General features: G+C 37.4%; 24 protein-coding genes. 14 read left to right on the forward strand and 10 right to left on the reverse strand.

What is annotated here, in order from left to right; all coding sequences use genetic code 11:
- Window positions 1–525: 525 nt before the first annotated feature.
- From JUJ52_RS18820 to JUJ52_RS18830, 3 genes are read right to left on the reverse strand one after another with little or no spacing between them, the layout of a single operon-like run.
- Window positions 526–1,080, reverse strand: a complete 555-nt coding sequence (locus JUJ52_RS18820) for a cysteine hydrolase family protein (RefSeq protein WP_200862601.1) — start codon at window positions 1,078–1,080, stop codon at window positions 526–528.
- 8 nt (window positions 1,081–1,088) lie between these two features.
- Entirely contained in the window at window positions 1,089–1,574 is a 486-nt protein-coding gene (locus tag JUJ52_RS18825; protein WP_026683121.1) for a DUF456 domain-containing protein, read from the reverse strand.
- A gap of 21 nt (window positions 1,575–1,595) precedes the next feature.
- Complete coding sequence (locus JUJ52_RS18830) at window positions 1,596–2,213, reverse strand: glycerol-3-phosphate acyltransferase (protein ID WP_026683120.1); 618 nt, start codon at window positions 2,211–2,213, stop codon at window positions 1,596–1,598.
- Window positions 2,214–2,354: 141 nt separating this feature from the next.
- Here JUJ52_RS18830 and JUJ52_RS18835 point away from each other — a divergent pair, with 141 nt between their 5' ends.
- Window positions 2,355–2,909, forward strand: a complete 555-nt coding sequence (locus tag JUJ52_RS18835) for a M15 family metallopeptidase (RefSeq protein ID WP_026683119.1) — start codon at window positions 2,355–2,357, stop codon at window positions 2,907–2,909.
- 302 nt (window positions 2,910–3,211) lie between these two features.
- On the opposite strand, the gene JUJ52_RS18840 is transcribed toward JUJ52_RS18835, so the two are convergent.
- The 3 genes from JUJ52_RS18840 to JUJ52_RS18850 are packed head-to-tail and all read right to left on the reverse strand — an operon-like array spanning window position 3,212 to window position 5,296.
- Window positions 3,212–4,189, reverse strand: a complete 978-nt coding sequence (locus JUJ52_RS18840) for a Gfo/Idh/MocA family protein (protein WP_205389541.1) — start codon at window positions 4,187–4,189, stop codon at window positions 3,212–3,214.
- Window positions 4,186–4,362: a YtzI protein gene (ytzI, locus tag JUJ52_RS18845; protein ID WP_205389540.1), complete on the reverse strand. Its 177-nt coding sequence runs from the start codon at window positions 4,360–4,362 to the stop codon at window positions 4,186–4,188. The genes JUJ52_RS18840 and ytzI overlap by 4 nt, the downstream gene beginning before the upstream one ends.
- A gap of 16 nt (window positions 4,363–4,378) precedes the next feature.
- Complete coding sequence (locus tag JUJ52_RS18850; protein ID WP_205389539.1) at window positions 4,379–5,296, reverse strand: ketopantoate reductase family protein; 918 nt, start codon at window positions 5,294–5,296, stop codon at window positions 4,379–4,381.
- A gap of 612 nt (window positions 5,297–5,908) precedes the next feature.
- Between JUJ52_RS18850 and ehuB the strand changes: the two genes are divergently transcribed.
- The 4 genes from ehuB (at window position 5,909) to ehuA (ending at window position 9,091) form a co-directional block, all read left to right on the forward strand.
- Window positions 5,909–6,817 carry an ectoine/hydroxyectoine ABC transporter substrate-binding protein EhuB gene (ehuB, locus tag JUJ52_RS18855; RefSeq protein WP_121604500.1) on the forward strand — a complete coding sequence of 303 codons (909 nt, stop codon included), beginning with the start codon at window positions 5,909–5,911 and terminating at the stop codon, window positions 6,815–6,817.
- A gap of 161 nt (window positions 6,818–6,978) precedes the next feature.
- Window positions 6,979–7,614 (forward strand): amino acid ABC transporter permease, encoded by a 636-nt coding sequence (locus JUJ52_RS18860; protein ID WP_026683115.1) that lies wholly within the window; start codon window positions 6,979–6,981, stop codon window positions 7,612–7,614.
- Complete coding sequence (gene ehuD, locus JUJ52_RS18865; RefSeq protein ID WP_026683114.1) at window positions 7,611–8,321, forward strand: ectoine/hydroxyectoine ABC transporter permease subunit EhuD; 711 nt, start codon at window positions 7,611–7,613, stop codon at window positions 8,319–8,321. Before JUJ52_RS18860 ends, ehuD begins: the two co-directional genes overlap by 4 nt.
- On the forward strand, window positions 8,321–9,091 hold the full coding sequence (ehuA, locus tag JUJ52_RS18870) for an ectoine/hydroxyectoine ABC transporter ATP-binding protein EhuA (protein WP_026683113.1): 771 nt from the start codon (window positions 8,321–8,323) through the stop codon (window positions 9,089–9,091). Before ehuD ends, ehuA begins: the two co-directional genes overlap by 1 nt.
- A gap of 363 nt (window positions 9,092–9,454) precedes the next feature.
- Here ehuA and murB read toward each other — a convergent pair whose 3' ends face one another.
- From murB to JUJ52_RS18885, 3 genes are all read right to left on the reverse strand, one after another.
- The gene (murB, locus tag JUJ52_RS18875) at window positions 9,455–10,378 is read right to left on the reverse strand and encodes a UDP-N-acetylmuramate dehydrogenase (protein ID WP_026683112.1); all 924 of its coding nucleotides are present in this window, start codon (window positions 10,376–10,378) and stop codon (window positions 9,455–9,457) included.
- Window positions 10,379–10,438: 60 nt separating this feature from the next.
- The gene (locus JUJ52_RS18880) at window positions 10,439–11,251 is read right to left on the reverse strand and encodes an alpha/beta fold hydrolase (protein ID WP_205389538.1); all 813 of its coding nucleotides are present in this window, start codon (window positions 11,249–11,251) and stop codon (window positions 10,439–10,441) included.
- A gap of 157 nt (window positions 11,252–11,408) precedes the next feature.
- Complete coding sequence (locus JUJ52_RS18885) at window positions 11,409–12,197, reverse strand: histidinol-phosphatase HisJ family protein (RefSeq protein WP_026683110.1); 789 nt, start codon at window positions 12,195–12,197, stop codon at window positions 11,409–11,411.
- Window positions 12,198–12,307: 110 nt separating this feature from the next.
- Between JUJ52_RS18885 and hisZ the strand changes: the two genes are divergently transcribed.
- The 9 genes from hisZ to hisC all read left to right on the forward strand — a co-directional run bounded on the left by hisZ (window position 12,308) and on the right by hisC (window position 19,911).
- Window positions 12,308–13,546, forward strand: a complete 1,239-nt coding sequence (hisZ, locus tag JUJ52_RS18890; RefSeq protein WP_051388472.1) for an ATP phosphoribosyltransferase regulatory subunit — start codon at window positions 12,308–12,310, stop codon at window positions 13,544–13,546.
- On the forward strand, window positions 13,547–14,176 hold the full coding sequence (gene hisG / locus JUJ52_RS18895; RefSeq protein WP_026683108.1) for an ATP phosphoribosyltransferase: 630 nt from the start codon (window positions 13,547–13,549) through the stop codon (window positions 14,174–14,176).
- A gap of 3 nt (window positions 14,177–14,179) precedes the next feature.
- The gene (gene hisD / locus JUJ52_RS18900; RefSeq protein WP_226983615.1) at window positions 14,180–15,478 is read left to right on the forward strand and encodes a histidinol dehydrogenase; all 1,299 of its coding nucleotides are present in this window, start codon (window positions 14,180–14,182) and stop codon (window positions 15,476–15,478) included.
- On the forward strand, window positions 15,459–16,043 hold the full coding sequence (hisB, locus tag JUJ52_RS18905; RefSeq protein WP_121604497.1) for an imidazoleglycerol-phosphate dehydratase HisB: 585 nt from the start codon (window positions 15,459–15,461) through the stop codon (window positions 16,041–16,043). The genes hisD and hisB overlap by 20 nt, the downstream gene beginning before the upstream one ends.
- A gap of 61 nt (window positions 16,044–16,104) precedes the next feature.
- A complete protein-coding gene (hisH, locus tag JUJ52_RS18910) occupies window positions 16,105–16,710 on the forward strand; it encodes an imidazole glycerol phosphate synthase subunit HisH (protein ID WP_026683105.1) in 606 nt (201 codons plus the stop codon).
- A complete protein-coding gene (gene hisA, locus JUJ52_RS18915; RefSeq protein WP_026683104.1) occupies window positions 16,707–17,429 on the forward strand; it encodes a 1-(5-phosphoribosyl)-5-[(5-phosphoribosylamino)methylideneamino]imidazole-4-carboxamide isomerase in 723 nt (240 codons plus the stop codon). The genes hisH and hisA overlap by 4 nt, the downstream gene beginning before the upstream one ends.
- Complete coding sequence (gene hisF / locus JUJ52_RS18920) at window positions 17,419–18,186, forward strand: imidazole glycerol phosphate synthase subunit HisF (RefSeq protein WP_026683103.1); 768 nt, start codon at window positions 17,419–17,421, stop codon at window positions 18,184–18,186. The genes hisA and hisF overlap by 11 nt, the downstream gene beginning before the upstream one ends.
- Entirely contained in the window at window positions 18,183–18,824 is a 642-nt protein-coding gene (hisIE, locus tag JUJ52_RS18925; RefSeq protein ID WP_026683102.1) for a bifunctional phosphoribosyl-AMP cyclohydrolase/phosphoribosyl-ATP diphosphatase HisIE, read from the forward strand. The genes hisF and hisIE overlap by 4 nt, the downstream gene beginning before the upstream one ends.
- A complete protein-coding gene (gene hisC / locus JUJ52_RS18930; protein ID WP_026683101.1) occupies window positions 18,817–19,911 on the forward strand; it encodes a histidinol-phosphate transaminase in 1,095 nt (364 codons plus the stop codon). The genes hisIE and hisC overlap by 8 nt, the downstream gene beginning before the upstream one ends.
- Window positions 19,912–20,179: 268 nt before the next feature.
- Here hisC and JUJ52_RS18935 read toward each other — a convergent pair whose 3' ends face one another.
- Window positions 20,180–20,905, reverse strand: a complete 726-nt coding sequence (locus JUJ52_RS18935) for a SurA N-terminal domain-containing protein (protein ID WP_026683100.1) — start codon at window positions 20,903–20,905, stop codon at window positions 20,180–20,182.
- Window positions 20,906–21,633 lie beyond the last annotated feature (728 nt).

The following is a 21,633-nucleotide window of genomic DNA, read 5'->3' on the forward strand; positions in this document are numbered from 1 at the left end:
AATTGTTGCACCTTCTCATAGCGGAGACTAATTACGTAGACTCCTGCGGGATTAGCGCGAGCCCAAAAATCCACTTTGCAACGTGTTCTTCTTTGCAAAGTTAGTTGAGGCCGTGCCCGCCGAAAGCGAAGTAATTAGTCGGAGCATTGCCAATATACATCAAAATTTCAAAATAACTAATTGGCTTAACGCAGTCATTGCACTGATTTTATACTTTCTTAACTTTCAAGCAAAAAATCATTCTTCTTTTTAAGGAGTCTATGGATATTTTCAAAGCTAGAGTAGTTTATTGTTTGGAATGTTAATTGGCATCAGCTATACCCAGCAAGTTTTTGTTCATAACCTGCTAAGCTAGAAACAGATATTATCTTTAATCAATATTCCCCCCTAAACACTGGTTCTATAGCTACTAAACTACATGTGTTAATAGGAGGACCTCTTGCTCGTATATTTTGCTTTTATATATGGGGCTCTGGGATCTCACAACTCTCTCTTTCCCCTCTGTCTATTAAGTTATTTCCGTTCTTATATGATCGTACTTCCCAACGTGTGTTCAAAATGCCCTAAAGCCCACTCATGGCCTGTTGAATTAAAGCTAGCTACTGCATCCTGATGAATAACCATCTTAAATCCTTTATTATAAGCATCAACAGCTGTATGTAATACGCATATATCTGTACATACCCCAATAATATGGAGTTCATCAATAGCTCGTTCACGTAACTTTATCTCTAGATCTGTGCCAGCAAAGGCACTATACCTTGTCTTATCAATAAAATAAACATTGTGCTTTTCCTTATTTTTTTGATATACCTCTGCCAACCTACCATAAAGCTCTCTTCCAGAGGTCCCTATGATATTATGGGTAGGAAATAAGGAAAATTCCGGGTGATTACTGTCTGCAGCTTCATGCGCATCGATAGCGAATACAACATAATCCCCTGCTTCAATAAATTCATTGGTAAGTGATACGACTTTTGATTCTATCGCTTGACCTGGCTCACCACACGTTAGTTTTCCATCATTGGCAACAAAATCATTCGTGTAATCAATGTTAATTAATGCTTTCTTCACATACATCTACCTCTCTAAAATAAAATAACAACGAAGAACCAAATAATCATTACAAATTGTATAACTACTTTAGCAAAAGCCCCGCCAAGGAATCCCATAAGTGAACCAAACGAAGCACGGAAGGCTTCTTGCGTAGTCCTTTGTTGAAGCGATTCAATAATAAACACGGTTAGAAATGGAACGATTAAAACACCAAATGGCGGAATAATAAATGAACCAACGATAACTGCTATGGCTGCCCCACGCTCTCCCCATTTACTTCCTCCATATTTTTTTACAAAGTAACTATTTGCAATGATGTCTGCAGCGATCAGTACAATGGTGATCAAGGCCATTCCTATCCAAAAGGACATGGTTAATTCATTTGGGTCTATGACAAACTGGTATAAAAGAAACCCACCCCATAGTACAAGTACAGAAGGAATGATAGGAAATATCACTCCTACAAAACTTAGAAAAAATAATGCACTAATTAAAATCCAAATAATTATATCTAGCATCCCATCATCCTCCAACGTCATTTACTTTTTTGAAAACATACTTGATAGTCTTGTTTCTTCCTTATTAATTATACGTCGGTAATTATCCAAATGTTTCGCTATACTTAAAACAGATAAAAAAACGACGATAGATGTTGGTTCTGGACCAAAAAATACATATGTTGTAATTAAAAAGGAAACATACATACATAATACACCAACCACTAAATAATCTGTTGCAATTGTAAATATGAGCAAAATTCCAATGCCTATAATAGCTATTTTCCAATCAATGGCGAGTAGGATTCCAACTAACGATGCCGTTCCCTTACCACCACTAAATTTCATTGTTAGTGGGTAATTATGACCTAGAATAATAAATAAAGCCGATATATATATGAGCAACGTCTGTTCTTTACCAGTAATGCCATTTTCATTTAAAATGTATAATACAAGCACTATGGCAAATGTAGCTTTAAAAATATCAATAAGTGCAACTAAAACACCATACTTCCAGCCAAGTAAAATGGTTGTGTTAGAGGCTCCAGCATTTTTCACACCGGCATTCTTTATATCTACCTTTTTATACATGCTTACAAGCTGCGAACCATGTAGACAGCCTGCTAGATAGCCAATAATAGAAACAAGAGCGGTAATCATGAAATCCACCTTTCTGGTTTTTACTCATTATAACGTAAAAAATGGATAAAAAAATATTCATAATCTAAAATTAAAATCTGGTGTCCTTCGTTCATAGCGATTAAGATTTGTGTGCATTAAAACATGAGGAGTACAGTCAGCATGAAAAAATTACAACAAATATTACTTCCTTGGATAATTATCATTCTATGCCTAGTTATATTATTTCAAGTCTATCATCATAACAATGGAAAATATTCTGAATCAGATAAAGGTGATCCTTTACCATCTAACTTACATCCAACAGTAGAAGCGAATAAAAACAGGCTGATTGAAAGAGCTGCGAAAAAAAATATTGATGTCGTCATTACGGAGGAAGTACGCTCCTTTAAGGAACAGAATCGACTATATGAACAGGGGCGAACACGCAAAGGGAATATTGTTACCTATGCAAAGGGTGGTGAATCCTATCACAATTATGGACTAGCCATTGATTTTGCTCTTGAAAATGATACAGGAAAAATAATATGGGATATTCAATACGATGGGAATGGTAACAATCAATCGGATTGGTATGAAGTAGCAGCAATCGCTAAAGAATTGGGATTTGAATGGGGTGGTGACTGGAATAATTTCAAAGACTATCCACACTTGCAAATGACTTTTGGTTTAAGTATAAATCAGCTTCAACAAGGAGTTCGACCAAAGGTTGATTAGGAACAAGAACAAATCGTTGCCACAAACGAAATAAATGGAATAGTTACAGCCAACTCAAATAAGTAGTCAACTGCTTTTTTTACTTTCAAAAATAACGAAACTGAGACAAAAGAACAGCATGGGCTACAATCAGTGGGAGTTTTGTTATCTCTCACTGATTGTTAGCAATGGGTATGACCTAATAGTCTTTGAACCAATTGAACATTTACTGGCAGTTGATCACCCACTTATTCATATTGGTTTCGCTTTATTGCTTGAAATGTGGGGGGCTTACTGCCAGTTAATACGGGACACAATGTGTTTTATTCACCAGGAAAGTGAATGCCGAAATCTCTCCTTAGTTTTTCTGTTATTTCGGCAATATAGCGACTTCTTTCTAAACACTTCTCATATAATGCCGTGTTATTATCACTAACCATCTTAATAAATGCTTGGATTTCATATATCATGTCAGCAGTCATTTGCTCTACAGCAAGCTCGTTTGTTTCTGAATTCGTTCTATTGTAAAACTGTAGTTTTTCAATAGGTGCAATTTGATTCATTGTTAATGTTCCCTCTTCCCCATGAATTTCAGAGGGGATAGTGGCATCTGCAATCTTAGAGCATAAAATGGTTACATTAAAATCTTCATATGTTAGCACGATCGTACCACTTCCATCGATTCCATTAGCTAATAAAACTGGAAAATAAGCGGCATCATTCGGCTGCCCAAATAAATCAACAGCCATACTTAAAGGATATACACCTAAATCCATCAAAGCCCCACCTGCAAACTCTTTTGCAAACACATTAGGAATCGTACCTTCTTTAAAAACATCATAACGTGATGAATACTTAACATATTGCAGCATTGCACTGCGTATTTTACCTACGTGTGAGAGTTTATTCTTTAAAATATCATAGTTGGGGGAAAATAAGTGGCGAAATCCTTCAAATATAAACACATCATGTTCCTTAGCTAATCGTTGCAGTTCTTCTAACTGCTTAACCGTATATACCATTGGTTTTTCACAAAATACATGCTTCCTCTTTTTTATACACAGCTTTATATGTTCTGGATGCATACGATTTGGGGATGCAACATAAACAAAGTCTGCATCTGAATTTAACATTTCCTCCATAGATGAATAGCTACATTCAATCCCATGCTTATGAGCAAAGGCTTTGGCTGCTGAAGCAGTCCTCGAATAAACAGAAGCTAGCTGAGCAGATTTCGATTGATCAGCTGCTTCAATAAACGCGTCTGTAATCCAACTTGTGCCGATGGTTGCATACTTCATTTTATTATTACTCTCCCTTTTGCTTCTCTGTTTCTTGCTTGCTCTCTCTCATTTGGTAACGGATCAACCTTATGCTTATACGCATACCCTTTTGAAATGGTTACCAATGATAGAACTAAAACAATCGCGACTACGATAACGCAAGCGATGATTACAATAGTCAATGTAGACAATTTGATTCCTCCACTTTTATGTTAGATTTTCAAATGGTTGTAGCATACCATAAACAGCCCTTGTATAGGGAAGGTCAATGCCTTTAGCTCCTGCCAACCGAAGTGCTCCACCATGGAGGTGATCCAATTCTAGTGTCAGTCCTTTTCTACGATCCTGATGCATCGAAGATGTAGCCTGATCATGTAAGTTATTTAATTTATCCCAAGCTTCTTTAACATCTTGTTCAGTAATTGGAACGTCATAGATATTAGCTAAGGTCTTCATTTCACTTAACAAGTGTAGCATAATATGAAAGGTCTCATTATGTTGCCTAATCATACCAATAGGTAAATCTACTGCAGCTGTAACACCTGAAAAAGCATTTATAAACATATATTTCTTCCATAGCTCAAGCAATATGTTATTACTGTTCTTCCCAGTCATGTTAGCAGAATTACTAAGCTTATCCAATTTAGAACAAATTGCCTCTTGTTCAGGCTCAAGTGCTCCATATATGAGCTCGTGGAAATCGCTTGAATGCTCCACATGCCCCTTGTCATTTAATGTTGCAATGATAAATGAAAGTCCCCCAAGTATGGATGCTTTTCCAAGTTCATTTTGTAATTTAGCCAGATGCTCTATTCCATTTAATACTGGAAGAATATACGCTCCTTTATTTACTAGGACACGTAATTGCTTCATAGCACCTTGTAAGTGATAGCCCTTCACACTTATCAAAACTACTTCTGGACCTTCTATCTGCTGTGGATCTGTAACAATCGTTGCATCATGGGTTTCATAATCCCCATGTATACTATGAATCACTGCACCTTGTTCTTTCAGTTGTATCGCCCTCTGTTCTCGCACAAGAAAAGTTACCTTAGCTCCTGCCTCTTGAAAACGTAATCCAAAATAACCTCCCAACGCACCAGCACCTAAAACAACGATATGCATATTTTCGCCTCCCCTTTGAATAATATCCTTAATAAAGTGAAACTTCAATCAGTGGGAGTTTTTGTTTAGACCCCACGGATGGTTAGTACCACAAGGGGATGACCTAAAGGCCTGCGTGCGAACCAATCGAACATTTACTGGCAGTTACCCCAACTTATCCACATTGGTTTCACTTTATTGCTTAAAGTGGAGATCTTACTGCCAGTTATATGTGGGATAAAGTAGATCATCCAATGATTAAATACTATTCGCTAATCCTATGGTACTTTTTTAATAGAATGATGTCTATTCGGTTTATCATTAGCTGGGATTTATTTGCAAATTTAGATAATACGGAAGCTTAGCAGATGATAAGATAGTATATTTATGTATACATGCTTTATTCTTAATTCATTCAGTTAAATCATAATAAATTCCAAATTATCTAAATTTACTGCGTTTGAGTCACTTAACTAGAACCTGTAACATTTTAATATAAGTGCTTCAACTTGAGTTCCTCTAATTCTTTTAATCTATTTTTCAAGATTATTCCAGTGATTTTCACCTATGAATAAAGTCATCTGGCTACTTACTTATTCACTTTTACAAATAAAAAGGGAGGAAATTATTTACATGAAGAAATTTTTACTTATGTTTGTTTTAGGTTTCTTGCTAATTGCACTTGCAGCGTGTGGTTCATCTGACAATAATGAGAGCAAGGAAGGCGGAAACGGAGAGTCTGAAGGTAGCGGTGGTAAACTAGAAGAATTAAAAGAAGCTGGCACTGTCACAATAGGCTTTGCTAATGAAGAGCCGTACGCTTACCAAGATGATAATGGGGAGTTAAAAGGTGCTGCTGTGGATATTGCTGCTGCTGTCTTTAAAGAACTTGGCGTAAATGAAATGGATGCCAAGCTTGCTGATTTTGGACAGCTAATCCCAGGCTTAAAGGCTGGTCAGTTCGATGTTATCACTGCCGGCATGGCAATTAACTCTGATCGCTGTAAGAATGCAGCTTTTGGTGAGCCGGAAATGAAATATGGGGAAGGATTAATTGTTCAAAAAGGAAACCCGTTAAATTTAAAGAGCTATACAGACATTGCAGATAATCCAGATGTAAAAGTTTCCGTGATGGCAGGAGCAACCGAAAATGAATTCCTTAAAACAGAAGGTGTAAGCGAAGACCAAATTCAATCTGCAGATGATATCCCTGCAACCTTTTCTGCAGTAGAGTCAGGAAGAGCTGATGCAACTACTGGTACAGAAATGACTATTAAAATGGCACTAGAGTCCTCTAACTCTGATAAGCTGGAATTTGTTGAAGGATTTGAACAACCAGATGTGGAAGGTGTTCCAAGCTATGGAGCAGCAGCATTCCATTTGGATAATACAGATCTACGCGATGCCTATAATGAAAAGCTAGCTGAGTTAAAAGAAGATGGTACAGTAGCTGAACTTCTTGAAAAGAATGGATTTAGCGAAGCAAATAACATGGTAGAGCCCGGAATTACTACAGAAAAAATCTGTAACGGTGAACTATAAGAATTAAAATAACACGTACACTATAGTAAACCAATGACTCCATAGGGTCCGACTTCCCTTACCTTAGGGGGAGTCAGACCCTATAATTTTTTTGAGAAACCATACATCTAACTGAAAAATAAGGAGTGATCACTATTAAAGCAATTATAGATATTTTTCCCATGTTAGCGCAGGGGCTAACCATTACCATCTCTGTACTAATTGCCTCTGCATTTTTTGGTTATTTATTTGCGTTTATTGCAGGGCTTTGTCGCCTTTCCAAAAATGTTATCCTTCGAAAATTCACCGGATTCTATGTAGAAATATTCCGTGGAACCTCTCTAATTGTTCAATTATTCTGGTTATACTATGCAGTTCCTATGCTTTTTGGAATTGAACTTGGAAGTAATTGGTGGGTTGGCGTCATCGCAATCGCTTTAAACTATGGGGCTTATATGTCAGAAATTGTACGAGGATCTATACTCGCTGTAGCAAAAGGACAGACTGAGGCTGCCACTGCGTTAAATATGTCACGTTTCCAACGTATGCGCCTGGTTATTTTCCCGCAAGCGGTACGAATGATGCTTCCCGAATTTGGGAATTATTTAATTCAAATGCTCAAGGCTACATCACTTGTATCCTTAATTGGTATGCATGATATTTTATACTACGGAGATATATTACGAAGCTCCAATCTTTCACAAGCACCGACAGTCTATTTATTAGTATTAGTCTTCTACTTTATTCTTGCACTTCCATTAATTTTCTTGACTCGTAAAATGGAAGACATCTCGAAGAAAGGGGTGGCTAGTCAATGAATATTTGGAGCTGGGATGTATTTGCTGACGCGTTTTTAGTTATTGTACAGGGGCTTGGAATAACATTAGGTCTTACAATAGCCTGTTATTTATTTGCTTTGATATTTGGATTTTTCTGGACCTTCCTTAGAAGAATTCCTTTCAAGCCGCTTCATTGGGTCATAACTTGGATTATGGAATTTATTCGTTCTACACCACCTCTCGTTCAGCTATTCTTTATCTTTTATGCATGGCCGATGGTACCTGTGGTAGGAATGACATTAGACCCATTCACAAGTGCAATCCTTGGACTCGGCATCCACTTTAGCACGTATATTGGCGAAGTATACCGATCGGGCATTGATGGTGTGGATAAAGGACAATGGGAGGCTGCAAGGGCGTTAAACTTTTCCACTAGACAAAAATGGACTAAAATTATATTACCACAGGCTATTCCTCCGACCATTCCAATGTTAGGTAACTATTTAATTATTATGTTTAAAGAAGTTCCACTAGCATCCACCATTGGTGTGGCGGGTATTCTCCACATGGCAAATAGCTATGGTGCTCAATACTGGACTTATCTTGAGCCATTAACCATTGTAGCTATCCTATTCTTAGTAATGAGTTACCCTTCCGCTTTACTCATTAATAAGCTGGAAAAGAAAATGAATCGCCGCTTTGATAAGAAAGAAGCATTAAATAGTAGTAAAGGAGCGACAGCATAATGATAGAGCCGATTGTTACCTTTAATGATGTTCATAAATCATTTGGAGATGTCAAAGTATTAAAAGGAATTGATCTAGATATTAAGCCTGCAGAAAAAGTTGCAATCATAGGCCCAAGTGGTTCTGGTAAAACAACCATTATACGAATGCTAATGACATTAGAGCAACCAACTTCAGGAGATATTATTGTTGATGGTAAAAACCTTTGGAAGATGGAGAAAAAGGGGAGTATGGTCGACGCAAATGAAAAGCATTTGCGTAATGTCCGGGGAGATATAGGTATGGTATTCCAACATTTTAATTTATTCCCACATATGACCATTTTGGAAAACTGTATGACGGCACCGATCCACGTCAAAAATGAAGATAAATCTACAGCCAAGCAGCGCTCTATTGAGATGCTTGAAAAAGTTGGACTTGGTGACAAATTGGACAATTATCCTAGCCAACTTTCTGGAGGACAAAAACAGCGTGTTGCTATGGCAAGAGCGCTTGTGATGCGACCAAAGGTTATGCTATTTGATGAAGTAACATCTGCACTTGACCCAGAATTAGTTGGTGAAGTACTAGAAGTTATTCGTGACATTGCCAAAGAGGGAGAAATGGCAATGATTCTCGTTACACATGAAATGGATTTTGCTCTTGACGTAGCTGACAAAGTATTATTCCTTGATGAAGGTGTCATTGCTGAGCAGGGAACAGCTAGCGAGGTTATTGAGCATTCTACAAACGAACGATTGCAAAGCTTCCTGCATCGTTTTAGAAGCTAATGAAAAACATAATATCTTCCTCAACGGAGATGAATTAGCAATAGCATTGAAATCTCTAACCATTTTCTTTACTCAAAATACGAATAATCATGTTATCAATAGGAGTATCATCGCCGCACCGTGGAACTATACTCGCTTTCTGCGGGCACGGCCTCAGCTAACTTGGTAAAGAAAAACACGTTACCAAGTGGATCTTCGGACGCGTATTGTTCTCGCCGGAGTCTCGCTTATTTCAGGTGCTAAATGAATAATCCCAACCAAAAAACGAACGATAATTAATTTTCAACTAATTATCGTTCGTTTTTTATTGTTTCTTCATTCTTTTGTCTCATCCTCTTTTGTCAGATATACGATTGCCATAACCTAGCGAACTGGATCTTCACCAATTATCTTAACTTCTCTCTCTAATCGCACTCCAAACTTTTCATTTACTGTATCTTGAACATAGCGAATGAGATTAATATATTCTGTAGCTGTTGCATGATCCTTATTAACAATAAAGCCAGCATGCTTTAAAGAAACCTGTGCTCCGCCAATTTGCTTTCCTTGCAATTCACTGTCTTGAATCAATTTTCCAGCAAAATAACCTGGTGGTCGTTTAAATACACTTCCACATGAAGGATACTCTAATGGTTGCTTCGATTCTCTTTTATACGTCAAATCATCCATTATAGCTTTTATTTCTGCATATTTACCTTTTTCCAACGAAAAAGTTGCTTCAAGAACAATATATCCCTTTTCTGGAATGTTACTTGTACGGTATGCTAGATCCAGATCAGATGCTGTTAATACTTGGAGATTTCCATCCTTATCTACTACCTTGGTGCTTACTAACACATCTTTTATTTCGCCACCGTAGGCTCCAGCGTTCATATACAATGCACCACCTACTGACCCTGGTATACCACAGGCAAATTCCAACCCGGATAACGTTTTAGTTAGTGCTTCTCGGGAAACATCAATAATTCGCGCACCACTTTGAGCAACAATTGTAGAGCCGTTAGTGGAAATATCCGTTAATCGATGAAGATTCATAACAATTCCGCGTATTCCCCCATCTTTTACGATCAAATTAGAACCATTCCCCAGTAATGTAAATGCAATCTTTTCTTCGTTCGCCAACCTTACAATTTCCTGTACTTCATGATATGTTTCAGGTGTTACTAAAAAATCAGCCTTCCCGCCAAGACGGGTATACGTATGATTCTTTAATTCTTCGTCCACCATCACATTACTCTCGGATGTAATTTCTATTAATTTATTGTATATATGATGACTCAATCCCACACGTATCATTCCTTTAATAGTTATTCCAAAATACTTGATGATACTCTTCTACATTGTAAGCTATTCAATCTGATCTTGCCACAAAAACTCATAAATGTATTGGTCCACTAGCTTACTCTCGTGTAACCCACTGTGACTTAAATGCAGATCGTCAATAATAACCTCTTCTAATTGATCCTTTGGTATAATCGTTCGTAACGACTTAATACTTTCTGGCACAGCAATTGCATCATCCGTACTTCCAATACTTAATACTTGTGTATATTCTGGAAATGATCGCTCTCTCAAAAATTGTAAAGCAGGAGAATCGGGATGCAAATCAGTAGCAGCAGGATCACGATTTAGTTGGAAATATTCTTCACTATAGATCCCATCAAACGGGCTACCGATCGCTATAAATTTACGAACAGTAGGAAACTTCACCCCTTGGTATTGCTTCATATACTCCAAGGAGACGATTCCTCCCATCGAATGTCCAACAAGATTGACATTTTCAATAGAATAAACAGCTTTCATATCTGCTAAGACAGCAGCTAGCCAACCTGCTGTCTCTTCAAAACTTGCTCGGTTATTTTCAAAAATAACCTGAACAAATACAGGCTCTTTTTTACCTTTACTAAGGTTATATTTTTCAATTGCTCCGTTATTTTTCACAAAATAGACAAGTGCTTTGTTACCCCAGTTATAATCACTCTCAAATCGTTTTAGCATATGGCCAAATGAATTCACAGTTCCCTTATAACCATGTACAAACAACGTTGGTCGTATTTTGTCAAAATCTGACTTTGTTTTATTGGGCATATATACAAGGGCTATCAATCCTAGGATCACTATACATATGGACGCAATACTCATTAGATGTTTTTTCTTCAAAAATACTCCCTCATTTATCTGGCAGTGATCTAAACCATTACCATATCACCGGTTGATCTGGATTGGTAATGATACAGAAGGTTTCCCCTATTGCCCTTCATTATAGCATGTCTCATCGGTATTTTCCTTTTAGAAATAGTGACATTTGTTGAAGCAATTATATATGATGGAAAACTGGCTGTTTTCCCTTAAAAGTTGTAATATACGAAAAACCTAGTGATCGCAATAATTCTATCGCCTCTGCTAGTCCATAACCTACAGTAGACGCTTGATGGGAATCAGAACCAATTGTAATGATTTCTCCACCACACTCCTTGTATAACTTAAGGATATCTTTACTAGGCATGGCACTATTAAGACCATAACGGAACCCAGAGGTATTTATTTCTATTCCCTTCCCTGCTGGTATGATTTCTTGAAATATCTCCTCAATCAGATTCAGAAAGCTATGTTCATTTTTTCTTGTCTGTGTATATCTTTTTATCAAATCAATATGTCCTAAAACTTGAAAGTCTTTAAAATGAGTAATGCAATCTAGTAATTCTTGATAATACGCTTGATATGCCTCATCCACTGTTTTACCTTGAAAGAAAGCTCCAGAATGTAAATCCATTCCAGAAGTGGTATGCATAGAACAGATGATAAAATCAAATGTTTCCTCCTGTATCATTTGCTTGCAATTGTCTAACAAATGGGGCTGTACCCCTATTTCTAAACCCTTTTTTATGTTGATACGCTCCTTATATAAACACTGCATTTCTTTGATTTTTTTTTCATAGGCAGGTAAATCTAACTCAAAATGAATCGTAGGATCTGGATAATCCTCATCAATATGCTCAGTGAAGCAAACTTCCTTTAGTCCCTTCTTCAAGGCGGCTTCTATTGTCTCCTCCATTGGCGTATCACAATCTGCTGAAAAATTACTATGTATATGATAATCGAACATAAAAATATCCCTCCCTTTGGTTGACAATTCCTTTTATAATTATTAGAATACTATATAACTTTAATTAAATAAAGCGATAAAGTAATAAAGTGAAAAGGAGTAAACTTACAATGCAGCCTTTTTTAATAAATAGCTCCTATAGCAACGTTATAGACGATTTTCAGCAGCAAGAAGTATTAATAAACAAATTAAAACACCGTTTTAAAACCTATGGGTATCGTCAAATTAAGATTCCAGCATTTGAGTATTATGATATGTATGCTTCCATTAATGGAATTGTAAATACAGATGACATGGTTAAAGTTATGGTTCCTAAAGGAAAGGTACTTGTATTACGACCAGACGTCACTATTCCTATTACACAGGTTATGGTCAATCATCCCACCACTCAAAATGATCGTTACTTTTATATCATGGACATATTTCGTTACCATGATCAAGCAAATCAAGTAAACGAACGAACACAAGCAGGAATTGAACACTTTGGAAAAAAATCAGCTACTACTGATGCAGAAGTAATTGCATTGGCAATTCATACACTGCAAGATATGGGTTTTATTGATTTTAAAATGGAAATAGGTCATGCAGGATTGTTCAAAGCATTAATATCGCTCGCTGGGTTGTCTAAGCAAGAATTAATCCATCTACAAAACTTTATTCAATCTAAAAATATAGCTGAATTAGAGCCCTACCTAAATTCGCTTGAGATTGATGATCCGCTGAAAGAATTGATTAGGAACATTCCTTTTCTTTATGGTCTGCCAGGTGATGTAATCAATGCTATTCAGAAATACGGATTACAGGAAAATATGCAAGCGGAATTACAGCACCTCATAGATGTTTATGACATTCTAAAAGCCTATCAGCTTACTGATTATATAATATTTAACCTTGGTTTAATTAACGATATGGATTATTACTCAGATATCATCTTTCAAGGGTTTATTGAGTTTATCGGGGAACCGGTAGTCATGGGTGGTAGATATGATCAATTAGGAAAACAATTTGGAGCATCTATACCAGCAATAGGGTTTGCATATGACTTGCAGTTATTAGAAAGGGCTTTACAACGGCATGAGTTATTAGCAACACCAACAACCATATCAGACATCATTGTTTATTATCATCCCTCTATGCAAAAGAAAGCACTAACTGATACGTTACATTTACGGAAATGCGGCTATGTCGTACTTAGCTTTCCTGATCAAGAAAACAGCCTGACTACTTCAGCATGCACCATCCACTATCAGAAGGATTCTTGTACGCTCATAAATAAAGGGAATTCATATCAATTCCATGACATAACTGAAGTACAGGAGTTATTAGTTATGCAAGAGGGGGAGGTTTAGTTGGAAGCTTTCACATTAGCGGTAGCCAAGGGTAGAACAGCTAACCAGACCATACATCTGATGAAAAAGATTGGAATTATTTTCAATAACTTTACATCATCAAGTCGAAAATTAGTTTTTTACAATTCAGATAAAACCATCAGGTTACTATTTGTAAAAGCTGTAGATGTCCCGACTTATGTGGAAAGAGGCGCAGCAGATGTCGGTATAGTAGGAAAGGACAATGTACTTGAATCCGAGGCAGATGTATATGACATACTCGATTTACGAATTGGGCAATGTACTTTTGCCATAGCTGGTAAACCCGGAGAGAATTTAAATAAAGAGAAACCAATTACCATTGCAACGAAGTATCCAACCATTACTCACAATTACTTTTCTAAAAAAGGCAAAGCCATTCATATTGTAAAGTTGAATGGCTCCGTTGAGCTAGCTCCCCTTATCGGATTAGCAGATGCAATCGTTGATATCGTGGAGACCGGTAACACATTAAAAGAAAATGGTCTAGTAGTTTTAGAGGAAGTAGAACCAATTAGTACGCGGCTCATTATTAATAAAGCAAGCTTTGCTATTAAAAGCACAAGTATACAACCATTTATTGAAAAATTACGATTGGGCTTGGAGGAGTAACACGTGAAACAAATAACAGGTGCGCAATATTGGACGGAGAAGAACCAAATCGCAAAAAGGAGAACATTAGATAACAATACTGATCAAACGGTTTTAGATATTATTAATCAGATTAAACAATCTGGAGATGCAGCAATTAGACAGTTAACAAAAGAATTGGATGATGTACTATTACCTAAATTTCAGGTTACTAAAGAGGAGTTTAAAGACGCATATAAACAGGTTAGTCCAGCTTTCCTTCGTGCACTTACAAAAGCAAAAAACAACATCCAACAATTTCATGCAAAACAAATGCAACAATCGTGGTTTACAAATAGTCATTCCGGTATTTTATTAGGGCAAAAGATTACACCACTTGAAAAGGTTGGAATCTATGTGCCTGGTGGAAAGGCAGCATATCCTTCAACTGTATTAATGAATGTTATTCCTGCCAAGATTGCTGGAGTAGAGTCGATACATATAGCTACCCCTCCACAGGCCAATGGAAAGGTTAACCCACATATTCTTGTTGCTGCAAAAGAAGCAGGCGTAGATAGCATCTATAAGATTGGTGGAGTACAAGCGATAGCTGCTTTCGCTTATGGAACAGAAACGGTACCAAAAGTCCAAAAAATTACTGGCCCTGGTAATGCATTTGTTGCTAGTGCAAAAAAATGCGTCTATGGGGATGTAGCCATAGATATGATAGCTGGTCCCAGCGAAATTTGTATTGTTGCCGACGAATCAGCACCAGCACCTTACATTGCTGCTGATCTATTATCACAGGCAGAGCATGATGAGGCGGCAAAGCCGATATGCATCACGGCGGATCGTACACTTGCAGCTGCCATCCAACTAGAAGTCGAAAAACAAACAGAATTATTATCTAGAAAGCACATTATCAAGCAAGCCCTAAAACAAAATGGACGCATTATTCTTGTTAAGCACTTGAATGAAGCATTTACAATTGTGAATGATCTAGCACCCGAACATGTACAGCTTATGATAAAGGAACCGATGGAAAATCTGAGATACGTTAATAATGCCGGTGCCATCTTTATAGGCAATTATTCACCAGAGGCATTAGGAGACTATCTAGCAGGACCGAATCATACGTTACCTACAAATGGTACTGCTGCTTTCTCTTCACCTTTAGGTGTTTATGATTTCGTAAAAAAATCAAGCATTATCCATTATGATAAAACAGCCTTGCTAGAAACAGCTGATGAAATAATTGAGTTAGCAATGACAGAAAAGTTAACAGCGCATGCAGAATCAATTAACCTACGAAAGGATGGCCGCAATGCGAAATCATACAATTAACCGAACAACTTCAGAAACAGATATTTCTCTTACCTTGAATATAGATGGAGCTGGTTATAGTTCGATTCAAACAGGAGTTGGATTTTTTGATCATATGCTCACCTTATTGTCTAGACATGGACTACTTGATTTAAATGTAAGCTGTAAGGGTGATTTAGAAGTTGATCAGCATCATTCTATTGAAGATATTGGTATTGCTTTTGGCAAGGCCTTTTACCAAGCACTCGGAGACAAACAAGGAATTACGCGCTACAGTAGTATAACTACACCGATGGACGAAGCGCTGTCTACTGTATCTCTAGATATTAGTGGACGTTCGTATCTTGTATATAAGGTAGAGGGGCTAAAAGATAAAGTTGGAGATTTCGATACAGAGCTAGTAGAAGAATTCTTTCAGGCTTTTACCAGCAATGCCAAAGTCACCTTACACATTCATAACGTTTATGGTACAAATTCACATCACATGATTGAATCCATATTTAAAGGCTTTGGCCGAGCACTCGATCAAGCAAGCCAAAAAAGCGAACGTATCATAGGTATCCCCTCTACAAAAGGAAGTCTTTAAAAGAGGAATGATACCATCCAATTGTATACAAAAAATCGGTACTATTGAAAGGACGTATAAGATGATTGCTATCATTGATTATGGTGCTGGGAATATGAAAAGCCTTCAGTTTGCATTAAACAGAAAAGGCCTGGAATGTTGTGTCACCACTGAAAAAAAACAGATTCTCAACAGCACTGCCATGATACTTCCAGGGGTGGGCGCTTTCCAAGATGCCATGACTACCTTAAAGCAAAAAGACTTAATCAATACCATAAAAGATGAAACTACAAAAGGGAAACCCTTATTAGGTATTTGTTTAGGTATGCAATTATTCTATGAAACAAGTGAAGAAGATGGAGAATGGGAAGGTTTCGGATTATTGAAAGGAAAAGTTAGTAGAATTAATTACACGGTTAAAGTTCCTCACATTGGTTGGAATACACTGCATATGCAGCGAAGTAGTTCCATATGCCAAAACATTCCAAATAATGCTTTTGTATATTATGTCCACTCCTATGCAGTAAAAGAATATGCATATAATTCTCTGGTTGCCAGCACTGCTTATGGTGGTACCATCCCAGCAATCGTCCAGCAGGATCATATTATTGGCATGCAGTTTCATCCAGAAAAAAGCGGTAACGTTGGACTTCAGCTTCTAGCAAATTTTGGGGAGATGATTTCATGATTTTATTTCCGGCAATTGATATTAAAGACAGTAGATGTGTCCGCCTTACACAAGGCAATTATAATAATGAAATAGTATACAGTAATAACCCTGTACATATGGCTTCACAGTGGGAAACGCAAGGAGCTGAATACTTACATCTCGTCGATCTTAACGGAGCTAAAACAGGTCAGTCAAAAAATATTGATATTGTCAAAAAAATAGCCGATACCATTTCCATTCCCGTACAGATTGGTGGTGGAATTCGTAGCCTAGCGACAATGGAGAACTACCTTAATGCAGGAATGAAAAAAGTGATACTTGGAACAGCAGCTATTGAGGACAAATCGTTTTTAGCTGCGGCTATTTCTAAATACCCTACCCAAACCATTGTATCGATAGATGCTAGAAATGGACTTGTAGCAACAAATGGCTGGACGGAAATAAGCAAGGTTAAAGCTAGAGATTTAGCAAAAGAGTTGGAGCAACTAGGTTTACAAACGCTAATCTACACAGACATTCTTAAAGATGGCATGCTAAGCGGACCAAATTTTACAGAACTCCAAATTATGCAAGCTTCCACATCAATGAATATTATTGCCTCTGGGGGAGTAACGACAATGAAGGATGTGACCACATTAAGCAAAATGAAACTACATGGTGCAATTATCGGCAAAGCACTATACGACGGATCCTTAACATTAAAACAAGGGTTGGAGGCAATAACAAATGTTAGCTAAACGGATTATTCCTTGCCTTGATGTAGCTGGAGGGCGCGTGGTAAAAGGGAAAAAATTTAAAAACATCCAGGACGTAGCTGACCCAGTAAAATTAGCTAAACGATACAATCAAGCTGGTGCTGACGAACTTGTATTTTATGACATCACAGCGTCTAATGAAGGAAGAGACATATTTCTTGATGTTGTTGAGTCTGTGGCTGCGGAAATTGCTATTCCCTTTACCGTTGGAGGAGGAATTAGAACTCTCGAGGATATACATCGTGTCTTACGAGCAGGTGCTGACAAAGTTTCTCTAAATAGCGCAGCCATCACAAATCCAAGTTTAATTAAGGAGTCTGCATTAAAGTTTGGATCACAATGTATCGTATTATCGATTGATGCAAAACAGACGGAACAGTATAAATGGGATGTCTATCTGAACGGAGGACGAAAACATGCAAAGCTAGATGCAGTAGAATGGGCAAAACAAGGAGAAGCATTAGGTGCAGGAGAGATCGTGATCAATGCTATTCATACAGATGGTGAACAATTAGGCTATGACCTTAACCTGATACATTTAATCGCTTCTTCTGTCAGTATTCCAATTGTAGCAAGTGGAGGTGCAGGGAGTATTAACGATTTTTTGGAAGTTTTAAAACCTGGTCTTGCAGATGCAGCATTAGCAGCATCCGTTTTCCATTATAATGATATACCGATCCCACAATTAAAGAAGCATTTATACAACAAGGGTATAGAAATTAGGAGTGAGCGTATATGAACATAGAAATGGACGCTATAACATTTGGTACCGATGGATTACTGCCAGTAATCGTTCAGGATGCAACGAATGGAAAAATATTAACATTAGCTTATATGAATAAGGAGGCATTTTCCAAAACAGTCGAAACAAAGGAAGCTTGGTTTTTTAGTAGAAAGCGACAGACACTATGGAACAAGGGGGAAACTTCTGGAAATAAACAAGCTGTCCATGCGATTTTCTTAGATTGTGATCAAGATGCGCTATTATTACAGGTAAGACCGCTTGGTCCAGCCTGCCACAAAGGCAAGCATACTTGCTTTCATCATGAGCTGTATCAGGAGTCTATTCCCCCTTATCAAGTTCTTGAACAGCTTAAGAAGCAAATAACCAAACGTAAACATTCTCCTGTTGTAGGTTCCTATACTGCCTATCTGTTTCGAGAAGGGCTTGATAAGGTATTAAAAAAAATTGGAGAGGAAGCTAGTGAGGTCATTATTGGAGCTAAAAATAAGAATAAACAGGAGGTAACCTGGGAAATAGCTGATTTAACTTACCATACGCTCGTATTGATGGAGCTACTTGATGTCTCCTTCCATGATATAACGAATGAGCTACAACAAAGACATAATCAGGAAAAGGACGTACGAAATGAATAGATTTTGGAGTGACGCAGTTAAACGGAGCACGCCCTATGTTCCCGGTGAACAGCTAAATGACCCTACCATTATAAAATTAAATACAAATGAGAATCCATATCCTCCCTCACCAAAAGTAAAGGAAGCTATTTACAGAGCATTAGAGAACAAGTTAAATCATTATCCTACACCAACAGCAGAGAATTTAAGAGAGAAAATTGCCAACTTCTATCATCTAAATAAAGAGAATGTTTTCATAGGAAATGGGTCTGATGAAGTGCTTGCTTTTTCGTTCATGGCATTTTTTCTGCCCGAAAAAAAAATCCGTTTCCCAGCAATTTCATATAGTTTTTACCCTGTTTATTGCAATCTTTTTCACATACCGTATCAAGAAGTATCCTTAAACAAGAACTTCACACTAAATCAAGTTGATTTTTTTGATTCGGATGGTGGTGTTATTTTACCAAACCCTAATGCACCTACGAGTATTCTAGCAGAACTTGACGTTATAAAAGCTATTGTAGAAAATAATCCTAATCGGGTTGTCATTATAGATGAAGCATACATTGACTTTGCTGCGGCTTCAGCAGTTTCACTCATTGACCAATATGAAAATCTCCTCGTCATACAAACGATGTCAAAATCTCGTTCGCTTGCTGGCTTAAGAGTAGGCTTTGCTATTGGCAATCCAGAACTAATTGAAGCACTCCAGCGAATCAAGAATTCGTTTAACTCCTACACCATTGATCGATTAGCACTTGCAGGAGCTGAGGCTGCTATTGAAGATACTACCTATTTTAAAGAAACAACAAATTCTATTATTCACACACGCAACTGGATGACGGCAGAGTTAAAAAAACGTGGATTTAAGGTATTGCCATCAGCAACAAACTTTTTGTTTGCTACACATCCTAGCTATGCAGCACGATCCCTTTATCAACAGCTAAAAATAGAAGGTATTCTTGTTAGACATTTTAATAAAGACGAAATTACACAATATTTAAGGATTTCAATAGGTACGGATCAAATGATGGAGCAATTCTTAGAAAAATTGGATACCCTTATTGCAGAAAAACGTCCTCTGCTAAGCAGACATACGAGCTTGTAAACATAGGAAATAGTATCGACATAAAGTGAAACTTCCTTCCGTGGGGAGTTTGTTTATCCCACGGATGGTTAGTACCACAAGGGTATGACCTAAAGGCCTCTGAACCAATCGGGCATTTACTGGCAGTTTATACCCATTTACCAATACCTTGATGTGAAGTCTTACTGCCAGTTATATGCGGGATAAAGTGAAATCGACGTCAAAAGAAAAAAGCATCCGATATTTAGACAGCTTCTAAATGATCGGGTGCTTTCATACTAAGCGTTGCTTAGATTAATGTTTCAACCTTTGCATCCTTTTTTAATTTATCAACTTTTTTCTGAAGTTGTTCATTCGTTTTTTGTTGTTTAATTTGATTTTTGATTTGGTCTTTCAAATCCTTTAATTTACCAATCTCTTCATTTTGCTCTTTCAACTGATTGTAGTATTCTTCAACCTCTTTATCCGTTACTTTGATCTCCAACTGTGAATCAATATACTTGGTAGTAATTAAATCATCTTCTAACTGCCGTTTAAATTGATCTTCCGTAAGATTAAATTGTTCAAGAACTGCAGTTAACTGGTCACCATTCTCTTCTTTTAACGAATCAAATTCGGATTGAACCTCTTTATCTGAAACCTTAATACCCTTGCTTGCAGCATCCTGTCTAATTAAGTGCTGCTCAACCAAAACGTTTATGGTTTGTTCCTTTAGTTTATCTAGATCGCTCACATCCTGTCCATATTGCGCCATTTGGGTTTTTAATTGTGTATAGATCGGGTTGTAGCGTTCACCTTTTATTTCATCACCGTTGACAGAAGCTACAGCTGTTCCTTCTTCTACCTTCTCTTTATCGGTCACTTTTACTTGCTGCTCCTGACCCTCTTTTGATGTATTACCTTCTTCCTGCGTTTGCTCATCTTTCTTTTTATCACCTTCAGCATTGTCATCTCCACATGCTGCCAATACGATTGCTAAGGTTAGTGCTAATCCTAGCATGATAATTTTTTTCATTCGTTAGACCCCTCATTTCTTAATGAATGTCCTTTCATTCAAACATATTTAGGACAACCTTTTCAAGTGCCAAATGTGCCGTTTACTGCAAAAACATGAGAATAGCAAGGGATGAAAGCCCTATTTACAATTGTATAACAATAAACAGCACTTTCCCTAAATTATGCCACATTCGACACGATTTATGTGTGAGTGATTGATTGAGATTCCCAAGACTAAAGTCGCAAGCCCTACACCTGCCATTGTGACCGATGGAATTCATGAATGATTAGCGATCTCAGTCCACACCTCCTAGTACTCGCTGCCTTTCAGCTAACTCACTCTGGATAGGCGAAGGCAACGTCTTCATGTTTAGGCAGGCTACCATCTTCAAACGAGTCCATTTTCGTTACAAAATATTCAACACAACTATAGCAAATTAATGAAGTAAATAGTTAATATAAAAGAAATTAAATAGAGGCTGGTACAAAACACAACTTCTTTACTCAAAATACGAATAATCAAGTTATCAATAGGAGTATCGCCGCACCGTAAAAATATACGCTCTTTCCGCAGGCACGGCCTCAGCTAACTTGGTAAAGAAAAACACGTTACCACGTGGATCTTCGGACGCATGGTTCCCGCCGGAGTCTCACTTATTTCAGGTGCTAAATGAAAGATTCTAACCAAAAGACGAACGATAGTTATTTTCTCGTGTTCTCTTTTTTGCTTCCTGCTTCTTCTGTTTA

The sequence above is a fragment of the Virgibacillus sp. AGTR genome (genome assembly GCF_016919725.2).
Taxonomy (GTDB): domain Bacteria; phylum Bacillota; class Bacilli; order Bacillales; family Amphibacillaceae; genus Virgibacillus; species Virgibacillus salarius.